The sequence below is a fragment of the Ochrobactrum sp. BTU1 genome (genome assembly GCA_018798825.1).
GTDB lineage: Bacteria > Pseudomonadota > Alphaproteobacteria > Rhizobiales > Rhizobiaceae > Brucella.
On the sequence record CP076355.1, the window covers coordinates 1457125 to 1473554 of the forward strand.

A 16430-nucleotide genomic window follows, 5' to 3' on the forward strand; every position below is an offset into this window, starting at 1 on the left:
GTCTGTCCCGTGGTTTAATTCTTTAATGCGGTACGCCGCCAGAAATCGGAGCAGAACCGCGCGTCGCGCATGTCTTCAAGCTGCTGCCATTCTGGAAATCCCGCTTTGAATGTTTCAGCGCTCATGCGCTGATCCTTGTATGGATTAACGCGCCCGCCTGCCTCGACGGTCATTTTGTCAAGCTGGTCCAGCAGATCAAGCGTTTTGCGCCCGCGATTGGGGAAATCCATCGTAAGCGTATATCCGGGCCTTGGAAATGACAGCAACGCGGGAGAATGAAGATCGCCGAAGCGCTTGAGCACTGTCAGGAAGGAGGACTGTCCGGCATCACGACTTGATGTGAGCATTGCGGGGATAGTCTTCTCTGCCGTATCAAAAGGTATGGCGCTCTGATGCTGATATAGCCCGGTTGGACCATAAAAGCGGTTCCAATTGTGCAAGCCATCCAGCGGATAGAAGAAGCCTGCTGAGTCCGTCAGATGCGGCTCCTGCTTGCGGCGCTTTGCATGAAAATAGATACTGTTGAAGGCCGTCAGGCTCAACTTATTGAGAACAGAAAATGGCAAATCGAACGGTACACCCAGCCACGCTTCACGACTGTTCACGCTACGGTTGCCATTGATCGCGTGATGTCCGGTTATCAAGACACCGCGCCCTTCCGAGCTGCCAGTTGCCAGTTGATCCACCCAGGCCACCGCATATTCATTGTGGCGGTCGGCTTCTTCTGCAATCGCGAAATACTCAGACAAGCTTTTAAACGGCGTGATGCGTTCTTCGACGTCCAACGATCCAACCGGCATGAGACGGATACAAGCATTGAGAATAATCCCTGTCAGACCCATACCACCAATCGTTGCAGCGAAGAGCTCAGCATTTTCAGCGCTTGAGCAGATGTAGTGTACGCCGTCAGATCGAAGCAGCTCCAGACTCTCGACGTGGCTGCCGAACGTTCCGCGCAAATGGTGGTTCTTACCGTGCACGTCATTGGCAATTGCTCCGCCAAGCGTCACAAACCGCGTACCGGGCGTGACCGGCAGAAAATAGCCGTATTTTGCAACCGCCTGTATAATTTCGCTCAACAGCACACCGGATTCCGCTTCCAAAATTCCGGTGTGCGGATCAAAACTCACAATGCGATTGTGTGTCCGCATCGGCACAAGCAAACCCGTGTCATTATGGCAGCTGTCGCCATAAGACCGCCCATTGCCAAAAGCCAGCAGAGTTTCTGGGCCTTCCAGCTTGGAGAACACATCGTCAAACGCAATCGCGTTGCGCTTGCCGCGGTCGATGCGCCCAAAGCTGTCGAAAGACTGTTTCATTACCGCATCCCGGCCACAAACAGCAGGACTGTGCCAATTGCGATCACCACCTGACTGCGCCAGTCATTGGCCAGAAACACAACAGGATCGTCGTCCATTTCCTTGCGATGCGCCAGAATCCAAACACGGATAATGATGTAGAGTACGATCGGGACAAGCGGCCAGATAAGCCATGGATAGGTATATAGCTGCTGGACTGCGGCACTGTTGATATAAAGCGCCAATACCACGACGGCTGTAAAGCCGGAGGCCACGCCGCTTTGCCCGACAATATCAATATCCTCAGGGCGATAACCGCGGCCTGCAATGCGGTCTTTTTCCGTAACCGTCGAACTCTGTAGCTCGACGTAACGTTTCACCAGTGCGAGCGACAGAAAGAAGAACATAGCGAACGCCATCAGCCAGAATGACTGCGGAATTTCTGTCGCTGTTGTCCCCCCCAATAGTCGCAGGGTGTAAAGCGCAGCAAGGCAGATTACGTCGACCAGCAACATCCGCTTGAGCGCTAACGAGTAAGCAGTCGTTGCGATCAGATAAAGGCCTATGACCAGCGCAAACGCAGGCGGCAAGAAAATGCACGTCGCAGCTGCTATCAGCAGAAGCGAAGCTGAAACTTTAAGCCCGAAGGGGATGCTAAGCGTCCCGCTCGCAAACGGGCGCAATTTTTTGCGAGAGTGTTGGCGGTCAAGCGGCAGGTCAATAATGTCATTGAGAATATAGATCGCAGATGCCGCTGCAGAAAAAGCAACAAAAGCCAGGACCGAGGACAACAACACATCTGGGTAAAAGATGCTGTGAGCTAGGATTGCAGGCACAAACACCAGCAGGTTCTTCAGCCACTGATGAACACGCAACATTTTCAGATAAGGTTTGATACCCTTGGGACTGTTTTCGAACAGCCGGCTGCGATTGGCTTTCTGAAAGCGTGACGCAGCACGGTCGGGAGCCACGATAACCGCCTCGCGCGCCGCCGCAAAGACTGGGATATCAGCACGGTCATTGCCCGCATAGTCAAAGCCATTCGGACCATACCGCTCAGTCAAAGCTTGCGCCTTGCGGTGCGATGAAAGGTTGGTCTTCCCGCTCGTCGCAAGCACTGCTTCGAAAATACCAAGTTGCGCCGCCACCGCCCGCGCCAGAGGTTCTGCTGCAGCTGTAGCCAGCACGAGCCTGCGGCCAGCCATATGCTCCCGACGGAGAAACTCAAGAAAATCCTGGCGATAAGGCAGCAAACCCGCGTCCATGGAAATGCGACGCGCAATCTGCTGCTTTAAATTGGCTTTGCCGGACCACAACCAGACTGGAAACAAAAACAGGAGCAAAGGGTTTCGCTTCAGAAGAATGAAAGCGCTTTCCCAAAGAAGATCTGTCGCAACAAGCGTTCCGTCGAGGTCTACGGCCAAAGGCACTTCCTGGCTTTTTAGCCGCTCATCCATTTTTAGTCATTACCCTCAAACCCGCCCCGACAACTCTCGTCAACCAAGCCCCCTTGGCAACGAACAAAACGAGAGCACAAATGAACAATAATTGGCCTTCGATACAATCGATAATTGTTATTGATGGGCTTGTCTCTACCAAACTGCCCTTTAAGCAATCGCTACGAGTTTTGGTTAATAAACACGTCATCCTACATAATTGCTGGTCTTACTTGTCATCGCGTAATATAAGGCATCGATTATTCTCCCGTTTGATCTGCGCTCATTGCACGGACGCCTCAGGTTTAGAGTCGACAATGAATATTGAATCTGCCTTTATTGACGGTGCCAGTGTCTTTGAGTTGGCGCCAATTTCCCTGTGGCTTGAGGACTATAGCGGGTTGCGAGCGCAGTTCGAGCAATGGCGTAAACTCGGCGTTACAGATTTCAGAGCTTTTCTTCACGAAGACACGACCCGGTTGCGCATCTGCACAAGTCTCATCCGAGTTCTAAAGGTCAATCGCAAAACCCTGTCGCTTTACGAAGCACGCGACGTTAATCACCTGATCGAAAATCTGGAGCGTGTTTTCCGCGACGATATGCTTGATCCGCACATTGAAGAAATGGTTCAGCTCTGGAACGGCGGCAATGCCTTCAACAGCGATACCGTGAATTATTCACTCAGCGGAAAACGTCTCGACATCCAGCTTAAAGGCGTGGTTCTGCCAGGCCATGAAGATAGCTGGGATCGGGTTCTGCTTTCTATAGAAGATGTGACGGCACGCGAAGAAGCACGACGCGAGCAGTATAAGCATAAGCAACACGCGGAAGGGCTGTTCGAACATTCCCCCGTCTCGCTCTGGGTTGAGGATTTCAGCCGCATAAAGCAATTGATGAACGATATACGCGAGCGTGGCATTGTCGATTTCCGCGTTTTCACTGATGTTCATCCCGAGTTCGTGCGTCAATGCATGAGCGAAATCCGCGTTCTGGATATCAATAGAGAAACGCTCGATTTGTTTCTTGCACCTGACAAACAGACCCTGCTCAAAAACCTTCCAAACGTTTTCAAAGACGATATGGAAACTAATTTCCGCGAGCAGCTGATTGATCTCTGGAATGGCGTATATTTTCAGCGCCGTGAAGTGGTCAATTATGCGCTTGATGGTACCGAACGGCACCTCTTGCTGCAGTTCTCGGTGCTCCCCGGCCACGAAGACGATTGGTCGCTGGTTCAGGTCGCACTTGCCGACATAACTGCGCGCAAGAAGGCCGAAGCATATCTCGAATATCTCGGTAAGCATGATGTGCTGACCAAGCTACATAACCGCGCATTCTATGTTGATGAGTTGAATCGGCTCGAGCGCAAGGGCAACACACCGGTTTCTATCATCATTATCGATCTCAACGGTCTGAAAGCCGCCAATGACCAGCTGGGCCATGCCAGCGGCGATGGCTTGCTGCGGCGCATCGGTGAAGTGCTAAATGAAGCTGTTAAGCTGCCTGGCCATGCGGCCCGTATCGGCGGAGACGAATTTGCGGTCGTGCTGCCCTATGTGGATGAGCGTGGTGCAGACGCCGTCATGGAAGACATCCGCCGTCTAGTTGACATCAACAATCAGTACTACTCGCAGCTCAAAATCGAGCTTTCAATGGGCGCAGCTACCAGTATGCAAGGCGAAAAGCTGGAGACAGTTGCGAAGCGGGCAGACCTGTTGATGTATGAAGACAAGCGCAAGCACTATTCGGCAGAAGCACTCCGGAAGTCACAGCTTTCCTGATCAGTCGTCAAATTTGATGATTGTCTTGCCGCGTGTAAGATCGGTAGCAAGCTGCGCCAGTTCGCCTTGGACTGCGAGCGGCATGGCACCGGTGACTTCCACACCGGTTGCGGTGAAATTTTCATTCGCGATGATCACATGTTCCACAGCTGTGAGGCGGGCTTTCAGCAACGCATGATCGGAAAAGTCACAGGCAAGTGAAAAGCCGATCAACGGGATCACTTCAGTCTTTTCCGCCTGACGCAGACACATTGCGGCGGTGCCGCCATATGCACGCATCAATCCACCACTTCCCAGCAGAATGCCTCCAAACCAGCGCGTGACCACAACCACGATATTATCAAGCTGCTGCCCGTCTATTGCCTGCAGAATTGGCTTGCCTGCTGTGCCGCTCGGTTCGCCGTCGTCGCTGAAGCGATAGTTCTGCCCAATGCGCCATGCCCAGCAATTGTGATTGGCGGACGGATCGGAATACTGAACCAGGAAATCCTTCGCTGCCTGCTCGTTGGCCACGGGAGCGGCGAAACCCACGAAGCGGCTCTTTTTTATTTCTTGCGTGATCGTTTCGATACGACTGATGGTGAACATGGTTACCCTGAAAGCGATATTTTGGGGACCTAGCATTTTACGTTGCGGATGACGACCCCTAATACCCGCGTGAGCATTGCGCCTATGCAAAGTTGCGTATAAGGCAATGAAAATGAGCCGCACGTCTTGCCTGCCGCCCATCCTGCCCAAAAATATGAAAGGTCCGCCGATGTTCGATTTGATTGTGAGAAACGCCAATCTCCCCGACGGACGTGAAAAGCAGGACATTCTGATCAAAGATGGCAAGATTGCCGATATCGTGCCATCCAAGGGTGAACATCAGGCCGCCAAGGAAATCGACGCATCTGAGCGTCTGGTGACACCGCCTTTCGTTGATCCGCATTTCCATATGGATGCGACCCTGTCACTTGGCCTGCCGCGCCTTAACCGCTCCGGTACGCTCTTGGAAGGCATTGCACTTTGGGGCGAATTAAAGCCGATGCTGACTGTTGAAGCGATGGTCGAGCGCGCTTTACGTTATTGCGATCTGGCGGTAAGCCAGGGCCTGCTTGCCATCCGCAGCCATGTCGATGTCAGCGATCCGCGCCTGCTCACGGCTGAGGCCATGATCGAAGTCCGCGAGAAGGTGAAACCTTATCTCCACCTTCAACTCGTAGCATTCCCGCAGGATGGTTACTTTCGTTCGCCGGGCGCTGTTGATCTCGTCAATCGTTCACTCGATATGGGCCTCGATGTTGTGGGTGGCATCCCGCACTTCGAACGCACCATGTCGGATGGGGCAGCCTCCCTTGAAGAACTCTGCCGCATCGCAGCAGAACGCGGACTGCCAGTTGATATCCATTGCGATGAAACCGACGATCCAATGTCGCGCCATGTTGAGACACTAGCGGCGCAGACGATGCGTTTCGGACTTCAGGGCCGTGTATCCGGCTCGCATCTCACTTCCATGCATTCCATGGACAACTACTATGTCTCCAAGCTCATTCCGCTCATCGCAGAAGCTGAGATGAACGCAATTCCAAACCCGCTCATCAACATCACTCTGCAGGGCCGTGCCGACACCTATCCGAAACGTCGCGGTATGACCCGGGTGCCCGAATTGATGGCAGCTGGTGTCAACGTTGCCTTCGGCCATGACTGCGTTATGGACCCTTGGTATTCGATGGGTTCAGGTGACATGCTCGAAGTCGGCCACATGGCTGTTCATGTTGCACAGATGACCTCGATCGAAGGCAAGAAGCAGGTCTTCAACGCTCTCACTATCAATTCTGCAAAAGCACTCGGCCTTGAAGGCTACGGCCTCGAAAAAGGCTGTAATGCGGACTTCGTCGTGCTGCAGGCACGTGACCCGCTGGAAGCTCTGCGTCTTAAAGCCAACCGTCTGACAGTCGTGAAGCGCGGCAAAATCATCGCTGAAACTCCGCAGCGCGTCAGCGCTCTCAATCTTGAAGGTCGACCGTCGTCCGTTGATGGTGCGGATTATGCACCACAGGGATGATATGTCCACAAAGATACCACGAAAAACCAGTGCCTCAATTTCAATCGTCTGATAAAACCGCTTGAATTAACGGCAGATTCGTCTGAAATACGTGACGTTGCTCATAAGCCTCGAGAAAAGAGGCAGAGCAATCAGTCGCGCATAATTGCACGTCTACACACCACCCAAGAGGGGTCCCCATGACCATAACGTCCAAACTCACACGCCGCAGCGTTCTCGCAATGTCTGCGGCATTCGGCGTAACAGCAATTTCAACCCGCGTTTTTGCAGCAGATGAAAAGCTGAAAGTCGCAGGCATTCACGCGTCGCCAGTTGAAAACGCGTGGAATTCGCGCCTTCATGAAGCACTCAAGCAGGCACATGACGAAGGCGTCATCGAATATGTCTTCTCGGAGGGAGTTTCCGCCAGCGATTATCCCCGCGCAATGCGCGAATATGCCGAACAAGGCATCAAATTGATCGTCGGCGAATCCTATGCAGTCGAACGTGAAGCACGCCAGGTTGCAGGAGACTATCCGCAGACGACATTCATCATGGGCTCCTCCGGCAAGCCACAGGGCGACAATTTCGGCGTCTTCGGGACCTGGAATTTTGAAGCTGCCTATCTCGCAGGCATGCTCGCAGGCGGCATGAGTAAATCCGGCACTTTTGGCTCAGTTGGCGCTGTGCCAATTCCGGAAGTCAACATGCTCATCAATGCTTTCCAGGATGGGGTGAAAGAAACCCGCCCGGATGCGAAGTTCAATGCTTCGTTCATCGGCACATTCTTTGATCCACCAAAGGCCCGTGAAGCTGGTCTTGCCCAGATCGACGCCGGTGCAGACATTCTGTTTGGCGAGCGTATCGGAACCGCAGACGCTGCCAAAGAACGCGGTATCAAGGCAATCGGCTCGTTGATCGATTACACGCCACGCTACCCGGAAACCGTCTTCGCCAATGCTATGTGGTATTTCCGCCCGATCCTCAATGCAGCCATTGCTGACGTTAAGGCCGGAACGCCGACCGGCAAAGATTACACGCCATTCAGCTTGATGCAGGAAGGCGGCAACGACATCGTTTACGTCAAGGGCTCAGCACCAGCTGAAGTCGAAGCCAAGATGGAAGCGCGTCGCGCCGAGATCAAGGCTGGCACTTTCAAGATCGAACCGAACCCCGCTGAACCTAAGTAACCCATTTCAGGACGGCAGACGTGGCACTCGATACGAAGCAACAGGACGCAACGGCGCTCGCCAACGCGATTGCGAAAGGCGTTTTGACCGCAAGAGAGGCTATGGATGCCGCGATTGAAGCCGCACAAAAATGGCGCCCTCTGGGCGCCATTGCATATCTCGACGAAGAACTAGGCCGCAGCAATGCAGCTGCTTTTGATCACAAAGCTGCATTTTCCGGCGTACCTTCTTTATTCAAGGATCTCGGAGGACCGTGTGCTGGCCTGCCCATCCGACTTGGCTCACGCGCCTGTGCCGATGCTTCGCGAGACCTTGACTCAGAGCTCGCTGCGCGTTTACGCAAAGCTGGTCTTAACTTCTTCGGGACGACAACTGTTCCCGAATTCGGCATGGCGCTTGCAAGCGAGCCGATAGACGGCCCTCTCGCTCGTCACCCTTTCGATGAAAGCCTGTCGCCTGCCGGCTCGTCTGGGGGTGCTGCCGCAGCTGTGGCAGCAGGCATTGTCTCCATAGCGCATGCAACCGATGCCGGCGGATCCATCCGCGTTCCGGCAGCAACCTGCGGGCTAATCGGCCTCAAGCCAAGCCGTGGCGCTATGCCAGCTGGCCCGCATTTCGGTAACTATCTCGCGGGGATCGCAAGCGAATTTGCCCTTTGCCGTTCGACCCGCGATGCAAAAACTCTATTCCCACTGATCGCTGGAAAAACCGAAAGCTTCCTTCCCGATGTCGCATTCGCACCAGACACGAAACTTACGAGTTTGCGTATTGGGATCGTTTCGGGTGATTTGGCCAAATACCCGGTAACGGAAGAAAGCCAACAAGTGGTTGCTGATGCTGCTCGCTTTCTTGAAACGCAGGGCCACACAATTTGCACGGTCAATGCAGACGCGCTTTCATCACTTATCGATGCCAGTGCAACGGCGTTTGACCGGATCATTTCAGCCAATCTCGCATCAGCGATTGATGCATTCTCTATTGATGAAGCAAAGCTCGAAAGTCTAACGCGTGCCGTCGCATCACGAGGGCGCAAAATGAGCGCAGTCGAACTCTACGCCGCCATGAATGGTGGCGTTGATACCGCCTATCAGCTCTGGCAGATCTTTCACAATTTCGATGTTATGATTACCCCGATGCTCGCGCGTGGTCCCCAGCCAATTGGTTCATACGCAATGGATCATGACGATGTAGACGGCCATTGGCATAAGATGAATGCCTTTGCCCCTTACGCGGCACTGGCCAATATTTCCGGCTTCCCGGCGCTTTCCATGCCTTTTGGTGAGGACGCAAACGGTATGCCGCTGGCAATTCAGTTGATTGGACGGATGGGAGCGGACAATCTCCTCTTGAACCTTGGCGAGCTGATGGAAGAGGATCATCGCTGGCAGCACAAATTTCCCGTTGCGGGGTTGAACATATGACCACCACAGTTCTTGAACTGCAAAACATCACCAAGCGTTTCGGCGCGCTGACCGCCAATGACAATATTTCATTGAAGCTTGAGCGCGGCGAAATCCTCGCTTTCTTGGGCGAAAACGGTGCTGGCAAAACCACGCTGATGAATATCCTCTTCGGCCACTATGTGCCCGATGAAGGCCGCGTCTTCGTCAAGGGTGGAGAAATCCCGCAGGGCAAGCCCCGTGCCGCAATCGATGCAGGCGTTGGAATGGTGCATCAACATTTCACTCTCGCGCCCAATCTCACGGTTCTGGAAAACATCATCACCGGCACCGAAAGCCTCTGGAGGCTGAAGTCAGCGCATAGTGCTGCCCGCAGCAAGATCGCGGAAATCGCCAAGCGCTTTGGCCTGCAGGTCGATCCCGATGCCCGGCTTGGCGATCTGTCGGTCGGCGAACAGCAACGTGTGGAAATCCTTAAAGCGCTTTACAACGATGCGGATATTCTGATCCTTGATGAGCCGACCGCCGTCCTGACTACCCAGGAGGCCGAGAACCTGTTTGCGACATTGAAAGAAATGGCGCGTCAGGGGTTGTCTCTCATCTTCATTTCGCACAAGCTGCATGAAGTCATGTCAGCCTCAGACCGCGTTGTGGTCCTGCGCGGTGGTAAGCTCGTCGCTGAGCGTAATGCCTCCGAAACATCGAAGGAAGAACTGGCTGAACTTATGGTCGGCCGACGTGTCTCGCGCCCTTCGCGCGCAGCCGCAACTCCCGGCGAGACCTTGCTCGAGGCGAAAAATGTGAGCGTGACAGAGGATGGCGCGACACGCTTGACTGATCTCGACTTTCATCTGCGTGCAGGCGAGACGCTGGGCATCATCGGCGTTTCCGGCAATGGTCAGGCAGCGCTGGGTCGTCTTGTTTCGGGGCTCAGCCAGCCTGCCAACGGCTCCCTCGTCATGTTTGGTCAATTGGTGACCAAATTTGATCCCCGTCAGTTTGTGGCGGACGGCGTTGGTCGTATTCCGGAAGATCGCAATGCAGAAGGCGCAATCGGCGACCTGACGCTGTGGGAGAACGCCGTGCTTGAACGCGTGCGCGATCCGCAGTTTTCCAAGGGCATTCTGATCAATCGAAAGACTGCGCGCGAATTTACGGATCGCATCATCAAGGACTTCGATGTGCGTGGTGGCACACCCGACAGCCGCATTCGCCTGCTCTCTGGCGGCAACATGCAAAAGCTTATTCTGGGCCGCAACCTCGAAACGGCTCCGCGTATTCTGATTGCAGCCCAGCCAACACGCGGCCTCGATGAAGGTGCGGTCGCAGCCATTCATGCCCGCATTCTGGAAGCACGTGCCCAGGGCGCTGCAGTGCTTCTCATCTCGGAAGACCTCGACGAAATCATCGGCCTTGCTGACCGCGTTCAGGCGATCGTCAAGGGAAGGCTCTCACCACCCATTGATGCGAGCGAGGCCAATGCACAAAGACTTGGCCTGATGATGGCTGGCGAATGGAGCAAGGCATGATACCGAAAAGTTTGAAGTGGTTTTCGGATAAGACCGTGCTCAATCAATCGAAGGGGCTCAACTGATGCGTATTGAACGACGCGAAACACGGTCCATGGCTCTGGTTGCAACCGCTCCGATAATCGCTGTTCTTGCTGCCTTTTTGCTCGCCGGTCTGTTGATTGCAGCCGCCGGTGCGCCTGTGCTGGAATCTTTCCGCCAGATCGCTATAGGCGCATTTGGCACAAGGCTTTCGATCACTGAAACATTGACGCGCGCAACCCCTCTAATGCTGACCGGTCTTGCCGCCGCTGTCGCTTTCCGTTCCAAACTCTGGAATATCGGCGCTGAAGGACAGTTTTACATGGGCGCTCTGGCAATTGTTGCCTGCGGCACACAATTGGCGCTCCCTGCCCCGTTGCTTATTCCGCTACTGCTGATCGTTGGCGCGATTGCTGGCATGGTCTTTCTGCTGATCCCACTTGGCCTTCGTTTGCGGTTTGGCGTCGATGAGGTCGTGACTACTCTGCTGCTCAATTTCGTCGCCGTGCTGTTTGTCTCGATGATGATTGAAGGGCCTATGAAAGATCCTCTAGCTTTCGGCTGGCCGCAGTCCGAACCTGTATCCGATGCCGCCGTGCTACCAAAAATCATGGCGGGCATGAGGCTTCATATCGGTATTCTAATTGCCATCGCCCTTGCTTTCATCATCGCATATGTGCAGAAGCGGACCGTCTTTGGCCTTGAAACAAAGGCCGCGGGGCTTAACCCTCGTGCCGCACGTTTCGCAGGTGTTCCCCTTGGCAAAACGCTGGTCAAAGTTGCTTGCATTTCCGGTGGTCTGGCCGGTCTCGCCGGTGCGATACAGGTCATGGGTGTTAAAGGCTATGTTACGACAGACTTGTCGCCGGGCTTTGGCTATTCTGGCATTATCGTTGCAATGCTCGCCAATCTGAATCCCATCGGCGCTATTTTCTCTGCACTCTTTGCGGCCGCGATGTTTGTCGGTGCCGACGGCATGAGCCGTGCCATTGGCATTCCGAGCTTCATCGCTGATGTCACCGTCTCGCTTTCACTGCTCGCCATGCTGGTTGCACTCTTCTTCACCCAATACAGGATCGCCCGATGAACGAGTTGATGGATATCCTGCTTTCCGCAGGCCTCTGGGTCTCGGTCCTGCGCATCGCAACACCGCTGATTTTCGGTACGCTTGGCGCGCTTTATTGCGAACGCGCCGGCGTTCTCAATCTCGGCATTGAAGGCATCATGACCTTTGGTGCGATGATCGGGTGGCTTACAGTCTTTAACGGGGCTGACTTGTGGGTAGGCGTGCTTGCTGCTGCCGCTTCAGGTGCCGTTTTTGGGCTGCTGCATGCAGCACTGACGGTGCCGCTCGGCCTCTCGCAACATGTAGTGGGATTGGGCATAACGCTATTTGCATCGAGCCTCAGTTACTTCCTGTTTCGTCTCCTGGTGCCACTTTCTTCGACCCCACCGACGATCACGCCATTTCAGCCAGTCGATCCGTCGTGGCTGGCGGACATTCCATTTATCGGACAGGTTCTCAGCACCCAGACTGCGCTCACATGGATCGCTATTCCCCTGGCGCTCTTGCTTGGTTACGTACTTTTCCGCACACCACTTGGCCTTGCCATTCGCATGACGGGCGAAAATCCCCATGCTGCCGAGGCGCAAGGCATCAACCCGATCCGCGTTCGTATACTCACGATCATGTTCGGCAGCGCTTTGATGGCCGTAGGCGGTGCGTTCCTTACACTCTCCGCATTCAACTCTTTCTTCCCAACCATGATGCAAGGGCGCGGCTGGGTGTGTATCGCACTCGTCGTATTTGCCTCGTGGAAGCCCGCACGCGCGCTTTTAGGCGCTCTGCTCTTCGCGTTGTTTGACGCGTTCCAGCTGCGCTTACAGACGGCGTATGGCAAGGTCGTTCCGTATCAGGTTTTCCTGATGATCCCTTACATCATGTCGATTGTTGCGCTGATCGTCATGGCGCGCCGCGCACGCGTTCCCCAAGCACTGATGCAGCCCTATCGCCGCGGCGAGCGCTAAATTCACGCAACTAATAAAAGCAAACAAAAACGGCGCCTTTAGGCGCCGTTTCTTTTCATCATATTGTCAGAAGCAATCAGGCAGCGCCCTTGCCGCTCTTTTCAAAGCGCTTACGTTCATTTGGATCGAGATACAGCTTGCGCAGACGGATCGATTTTGGCGTCACTTCAACCAGTTCATCGTCTTGAATCCAGGACAGCGCGCGTTCCAGCGTCATGCGGATAGGAGGCGTAAGCTTCACAGCTTCATCCTTACCGGCGGCGCGGATGTTGGTGAGCTTCTTGCCCTTGAGTACATTGACTTCCAGATCGTTGTCGCGGCTGTGAATGCCGATCAACATGCCCTGATAAACCTTGACGCCAGCGTCAATGATCATCGGACCGCGATCTTCCAGGTTGAAGAGTGCGTAAGCAACAGCTTCACCCTGATCGTTCGAAATCAGAACGCCGTTGTTACGGCCCGAGATTTCGCCCTTGTATGGCTGATAGTCATGGAACAGACGGTTCATGATCGCCGTACCGCGTGTATCGGTCAAAAGTTCCGACTGATAGCCAATCAGACCACGGGTCGGAGCGTAGAACACCATACGGACGCGGTTGCCACCTGAAGGCCGCAGTTCCACCATCTCGGCCTTTCGTTCAGACATCTTCTGAACAACTGTGCCCGAATATTCTTCATCAACGTCGATGACGACTTCTTCAACTGGCTCAAGCTTCTCGCCATTTTCGCCGTCTTTCATAACGACGCGTGGACGCGAGACGCCAAGCTCAAAACCTTCGCGGCGCATGTTTTCAATGAGAACTGCGAGCTGCAATTCGCCACGACCGGAAACGAAGAACGAATCCTTTTCGTTGGATTCTTCAATCTTGAGTGCGACGTTACCTTCAGCTTCTTTCAGCAGACGGTCACGAATAACGCGGCTCGTAACCTTGTCGCCTTCTGTGCCAGCATAAGGGCTGTCATTGACGATGAAGGACATGGTCACGGTTGGCGGATCGATTGGCTGAGCTGCGAGGGGTTCGCTCACTGAAGGATCGCAGAACGTGTCAGCAACTGTGCCCTTGGATAGGCCAGCAATTGCAACGATGTCGCCGGCCTGTGCTTCTTCAATTGGCTGACGCTCGATGCCACGGAATGCAAGAATCTTTGAGATGCGGCCGTTTTCAAGCAGCGAACCATCTTGAGCAAGAACCTTGACGGCCTGGTTAGATTTGATCGAACCCGAATGAATGCGGCCGGTGATGATGCGGCCCAGGAAAGGATCAGCTTCAAGGATCGTACCGATCATGCGGAACGGACCTTCAGCAACCTTTGGCGCTGGAACGTGCTTGAGAACAAGATCAAACAGCGGTGCCAGACCTTCGTCTTGCGGGCCTTCTGGGTTCAGCGCCATCCAACCGTTACGGCCTGAACCGTATAGAACCGGGAAGTCGAGCTGCTCGTCGGTTGCGTCGAGATTGGCGAAGAGGTCGAAAACTTCGTTGATGACTTCTTCGTGACGGCCATCCGGACGATCAATCTTGTTGATCGCCACGATCGGACGCAGGCCAACTTTCAGCGCCTTGCCAACAACGAACTTCGTCTGCGGCATTGGGCCTTCAGCAGCATCAACGAGAACGATAGCGCCGTCCACCATCGAAAGGATACGCTCAACTTCGCCGCCGAAGTCGGCGTGGCCTGGCGTGTCGACGATGTTGATGCGGGTGTTCTTCCAGACAACAGAAGTGGCCTTCGCGAGAATGGTGATCCCGCGTTCCTTTTCGATGTCGTTCGAATCCATCATGCGTTCTGCAACGCGCTGATTGTCGCGGAATGAGCCCGACTGCTTCAGCAGTTCATCGACCAATGTGGTTTTGCCATGATCGACGTGTGCGATAATAGCGATATTACGCAATTCCATATGGAGATCACTTCTATATGAGTTGGGAGCCGCGCCAAGGTGGATGCACGGAAAATCAATGGGGCGCTCTTACAGGTTTTTTTGCGTTTTAGAAAGGGGCAGTGCGAAACTGCCCCTCAATTAACCCGAAAAGCCCGGATTTAAATGCGTTTTTACACTGTATTTCTGACAGTTTTTTGTCGCTGGAGCCTATAAAAGGGTTCCCGACAAAATAACCAGCGCCACGCTGAAATAGATCACAAGCCCCGTCACGTCGACCAATGTGGCAACAAATGGCGCCGAAGCACTCGCCGGATCAAACCCTAGTCGCTTGAGAATAAACGGCAGCATTGACCCTGTCACCGAGCCAAAAGTCACGATGCAGACGAGCGCCATGCCGACAGTAGCTCCCACCAAAATCCAATGCTCGCCATAATCATAAATGCCGAGCTGCTGCCACAAGGCAATGCGCAACATACCTATGAGGCCAAGGAAACTGCCGAGTGCAAGTCCAGTTGGCACTTCGCGTAGGGCAACGCGCCACCAGTCCTTGATTTTGACTTCCTGCAGCGCAAGCGCACGAATAATCAGCGAGGTTGCCTGTGAACCAGAATTACCGCCAGACGACATGATGAGTGGAATGAACAGCGTGAGAACCAGTGCCTTTTCCAACTCGAGTTCAAAATGCTGCATCGCGCTTGCTGTCAGCATTTCGCCCAGAAACAGAATACCAAGCCAGCCAGCGCGCTTCTTCAGCATCTCGCCAAAGCCGATACGCATGTAAGGCTTGTCAAGCGCCTCCATGCCGCCGAAACGATAAGCGTCTTCGCTCGCTTCTTCCGTCATGGCATCCAGCACATCATCGACAGTCACAATGCCGATGATGTGGCGGCTGTCATCAACGACAGGAACGGCCAGAAGATCATGCTTACGGAACAGGCGCGCAACGTCTTCGCGATCTTCATCTGGCGATATAGTGATTGGATCGTCGTCGCGAGCAAGCGAGAGAATCGGCTCATCAAGTTCACGTATGATAAGGCGACGCAGACTAACCACCCCCAGCAGGACACGGGTCTGCGGATCAACCACATAGATCGCATAAACTGTCTCGCGGGTACGCTCGACCTTACGAATATGATCAAGCGTTTGCCCCACGTTCCAATTGGATGGCACCGTGATGAACTCGATCGTCATCAGACTACCGGCCGTGTTCGGCGGATAGCCCATCAGCTTCTTCAGCGCGGCTTTTGTTTCTGGCGCAAGAATGGGGAACAGACGAGCACGATCGGCATCTTCGAGTTCCTGAAAGACATCGGTCGCACGGTCGGCAGACATACCATCAAGCAATTGACTGGCGATGTTCGGGGGAAGGATTGCCAGAAATTCGGTTGTGCGTTCCAGTTCCGGCTGATCAAACAGGCGGATGGCATCGTCGTGCGAAAGCTGGGCGATAACAGAGACGGCGTCATCTGCATCCAGTTCATTGACGATCTCTACCGCGTCGCCCGTTCGAATATCGGCGATGCGGCTAGCAATTGCTGCAGCAGGGAGGTCGGCAACATTGAGTACTTCGGAGGCGAAGTTGTTGTCGGTCATAGGCTTGCCTTTCTGTCGATCCGCCGTCAAAGACAGACCGTGCAAGCTGACCGCAAACGATCAGATCACGAACTGCCTTGACGGCTGAAACAATCGACTGTGACTGTCGCTTGGCATAAGAGAATAAAACTCCGGTTGAAATGCAGCCAAAGAAAATGCGGCTGCGTGGGTCATGTGCGCCCGGCAGGGGCTAAAGTCAACCCCCGGCGGGTGATCGTGGAAGCTTTTTCATACGAGTTTGAAATT

The 16430-nt window shown here is 54.1% G+C and carries 12 protein-coding genes; 7 read left to right on the forward strand and 5 right to left on the reverse strand.

Annotation, left to right across the window (positions count from 1 at the left end; genetic code table 11):
• Positions 1–14: 14 nt before the first annotated feature.
• Both KMS41_18070 and KMS41_18075 read right to left on the reverse strand, forming a co-directional pair.
• Positions 15–1319: an FAD-binding oxidoreductase gene (locus KMS41_18070; GenBank protein QWK79379.1), complete on the reverse strand. Its 1305-nt coding sequence runs from the start codon at positions 1317–1319 to the stop codon at positions 15–17.
• Entirely contained in the window at positions 1319–2755 is a 1437-nt protein-coding gene (locus KMS41_18075) for a UbiA family prenyltransferase (GenBank protein ID QWK79380.1), read from the reverse strand. Before KMS41_18075 ends, KMS41_18070 begins: the two co-directional genes overlap by 1 nt.
• Positions 2756–3051: 296 nt before the next feature.
• Here KMS41_18075 and KMS41_18080 point away from each other — a divergent pair, with 296 nt between their 5' ends.
• Complete coding sequence (locus KMS41_18080; GenBank protein ID QWK79381.1) at positions 3052–4515, forward strand: GGDEF domain-containing protein; 1464 nt, start codon at positions 3052–3054, stop codon at positions 4513–4515.
• Here the strand turns inward: KMS41_18080 and KMS41_18085 are convergent, their stop codons facing one another.
• On the reverse strand, positions 4516–5103 hold the full coding sequence (locus KMS41_18085) for an IMPACT family protein (GenBank protein ID QWK79382.1): 588 nt from the start codon (positions 5101–5103) through the stop codon (positions 4516–4518).
• A 169-nt stretch (positions 5104–5272) separates the two neighbouring features.
• Between KMS41_18085 and KMS41_18090 the strand changes: the two genes are divergently transcribed.
• From KMS41_18090 to KMS41_18115, 6 genes are all read left to right on the forward strand, one after another.
• On the forward strand, positions 5273–6562 hold the full coding sequence (locus KMS41_18090; GenBank protein QWK80306.1) for an amidohydrolase family protein: 1290 nt from the start codon (positions 5273–5275) through the stop codon (positions 6560–6562).
• A 179-nt stretch (positions 6563–6741) separates the two neighbouring features.
• Positions 6742–7731: a BMP family protein gene (locus tag KMS41_18095; GenBank protein QWK79383.1), complete on the forward strand. Its 990-nt coding sequence runs from the start codon at positions 6742–6744 to the stop codon at positions 7729–7731.
• Positions 7732–7751: 20 nt separating this feature from the next.
• Positions 7752–9152, forward strand: a complete 1401-nt coding sequence (locus KMS41_18100; GenBank protein ID QWK79384.1) for an amidase — start codon at positions 7752–7754, stop codon at positions 9150–9152.
• The gene (locus tag KMS41_18105) at positions 9149–10660 is read left to right on the forward strand and encodes an ABC transporter ATP-binding protein (GenBank protein QWK79385.1); all 1512 of its coding nucleotides are present in this window, start codon (positions 9149–9151) and stop codon (positions 10658–10660) included. Before KMS41_18100 ends, KMS41_18105 begins: the two co-directional genes overlap by 4 nt.
• A 64-nt stretch (positions 10661–10724) precedes the next feature.
• Complete coding sequence (locus KMS41_18110; GenBank protein ID QWK79386.1) at positions 10725–11768, forward strand: ABC transporter permease; 1044 nt, start codon at positions 10725–10727, stop codon at positions 11766–11768.
• Positions 11765–12709: an ABC transporter permease gene (locus KMS41_18115; protein QWK79387.1), complete on the forward strand. Its 945-nt coding sequence runs from the start codon at positions 11765–11767 to the stop codon at positions 12707–12709. Before KMS41_18110 ends, KMS41_18115 begins: the two co-directional genes overlap by 4 nt.
• A 76-nt stretch (positions 12710–12785) precedes the next feature.
• Here KMS41_18115 and typA read toward each other — a convergent pair whose 3' ends face one another.
• Positions 12786–14609 (reverse strand): translational GTPase TypA, encoded by a 1824-nt coding sequence (typA, locus tag KMS41_18120; GenBank protein ID QWK79388.1) that lies wholly within the window; start codon positions 14607–14609, stop codon positions 12786–12788.
• A 189-nt stretch (positions 14610–14798) separates the two neighbouring features.
• Positions 14799–16184 carry a magnesium transporter gene (gene mgtE / locus KMS41_18125; protein QWK79389.1) on the reverse strand — a complete coding sequence of 462 codons (1386 nt, stop codon included), beginning with the start codon at positions 16182–16184 and terminating at the stop codon, positions 14799–14801.
• Between the last annotated feature and the right edge of the window lie 246 nt (positions 16185–16430).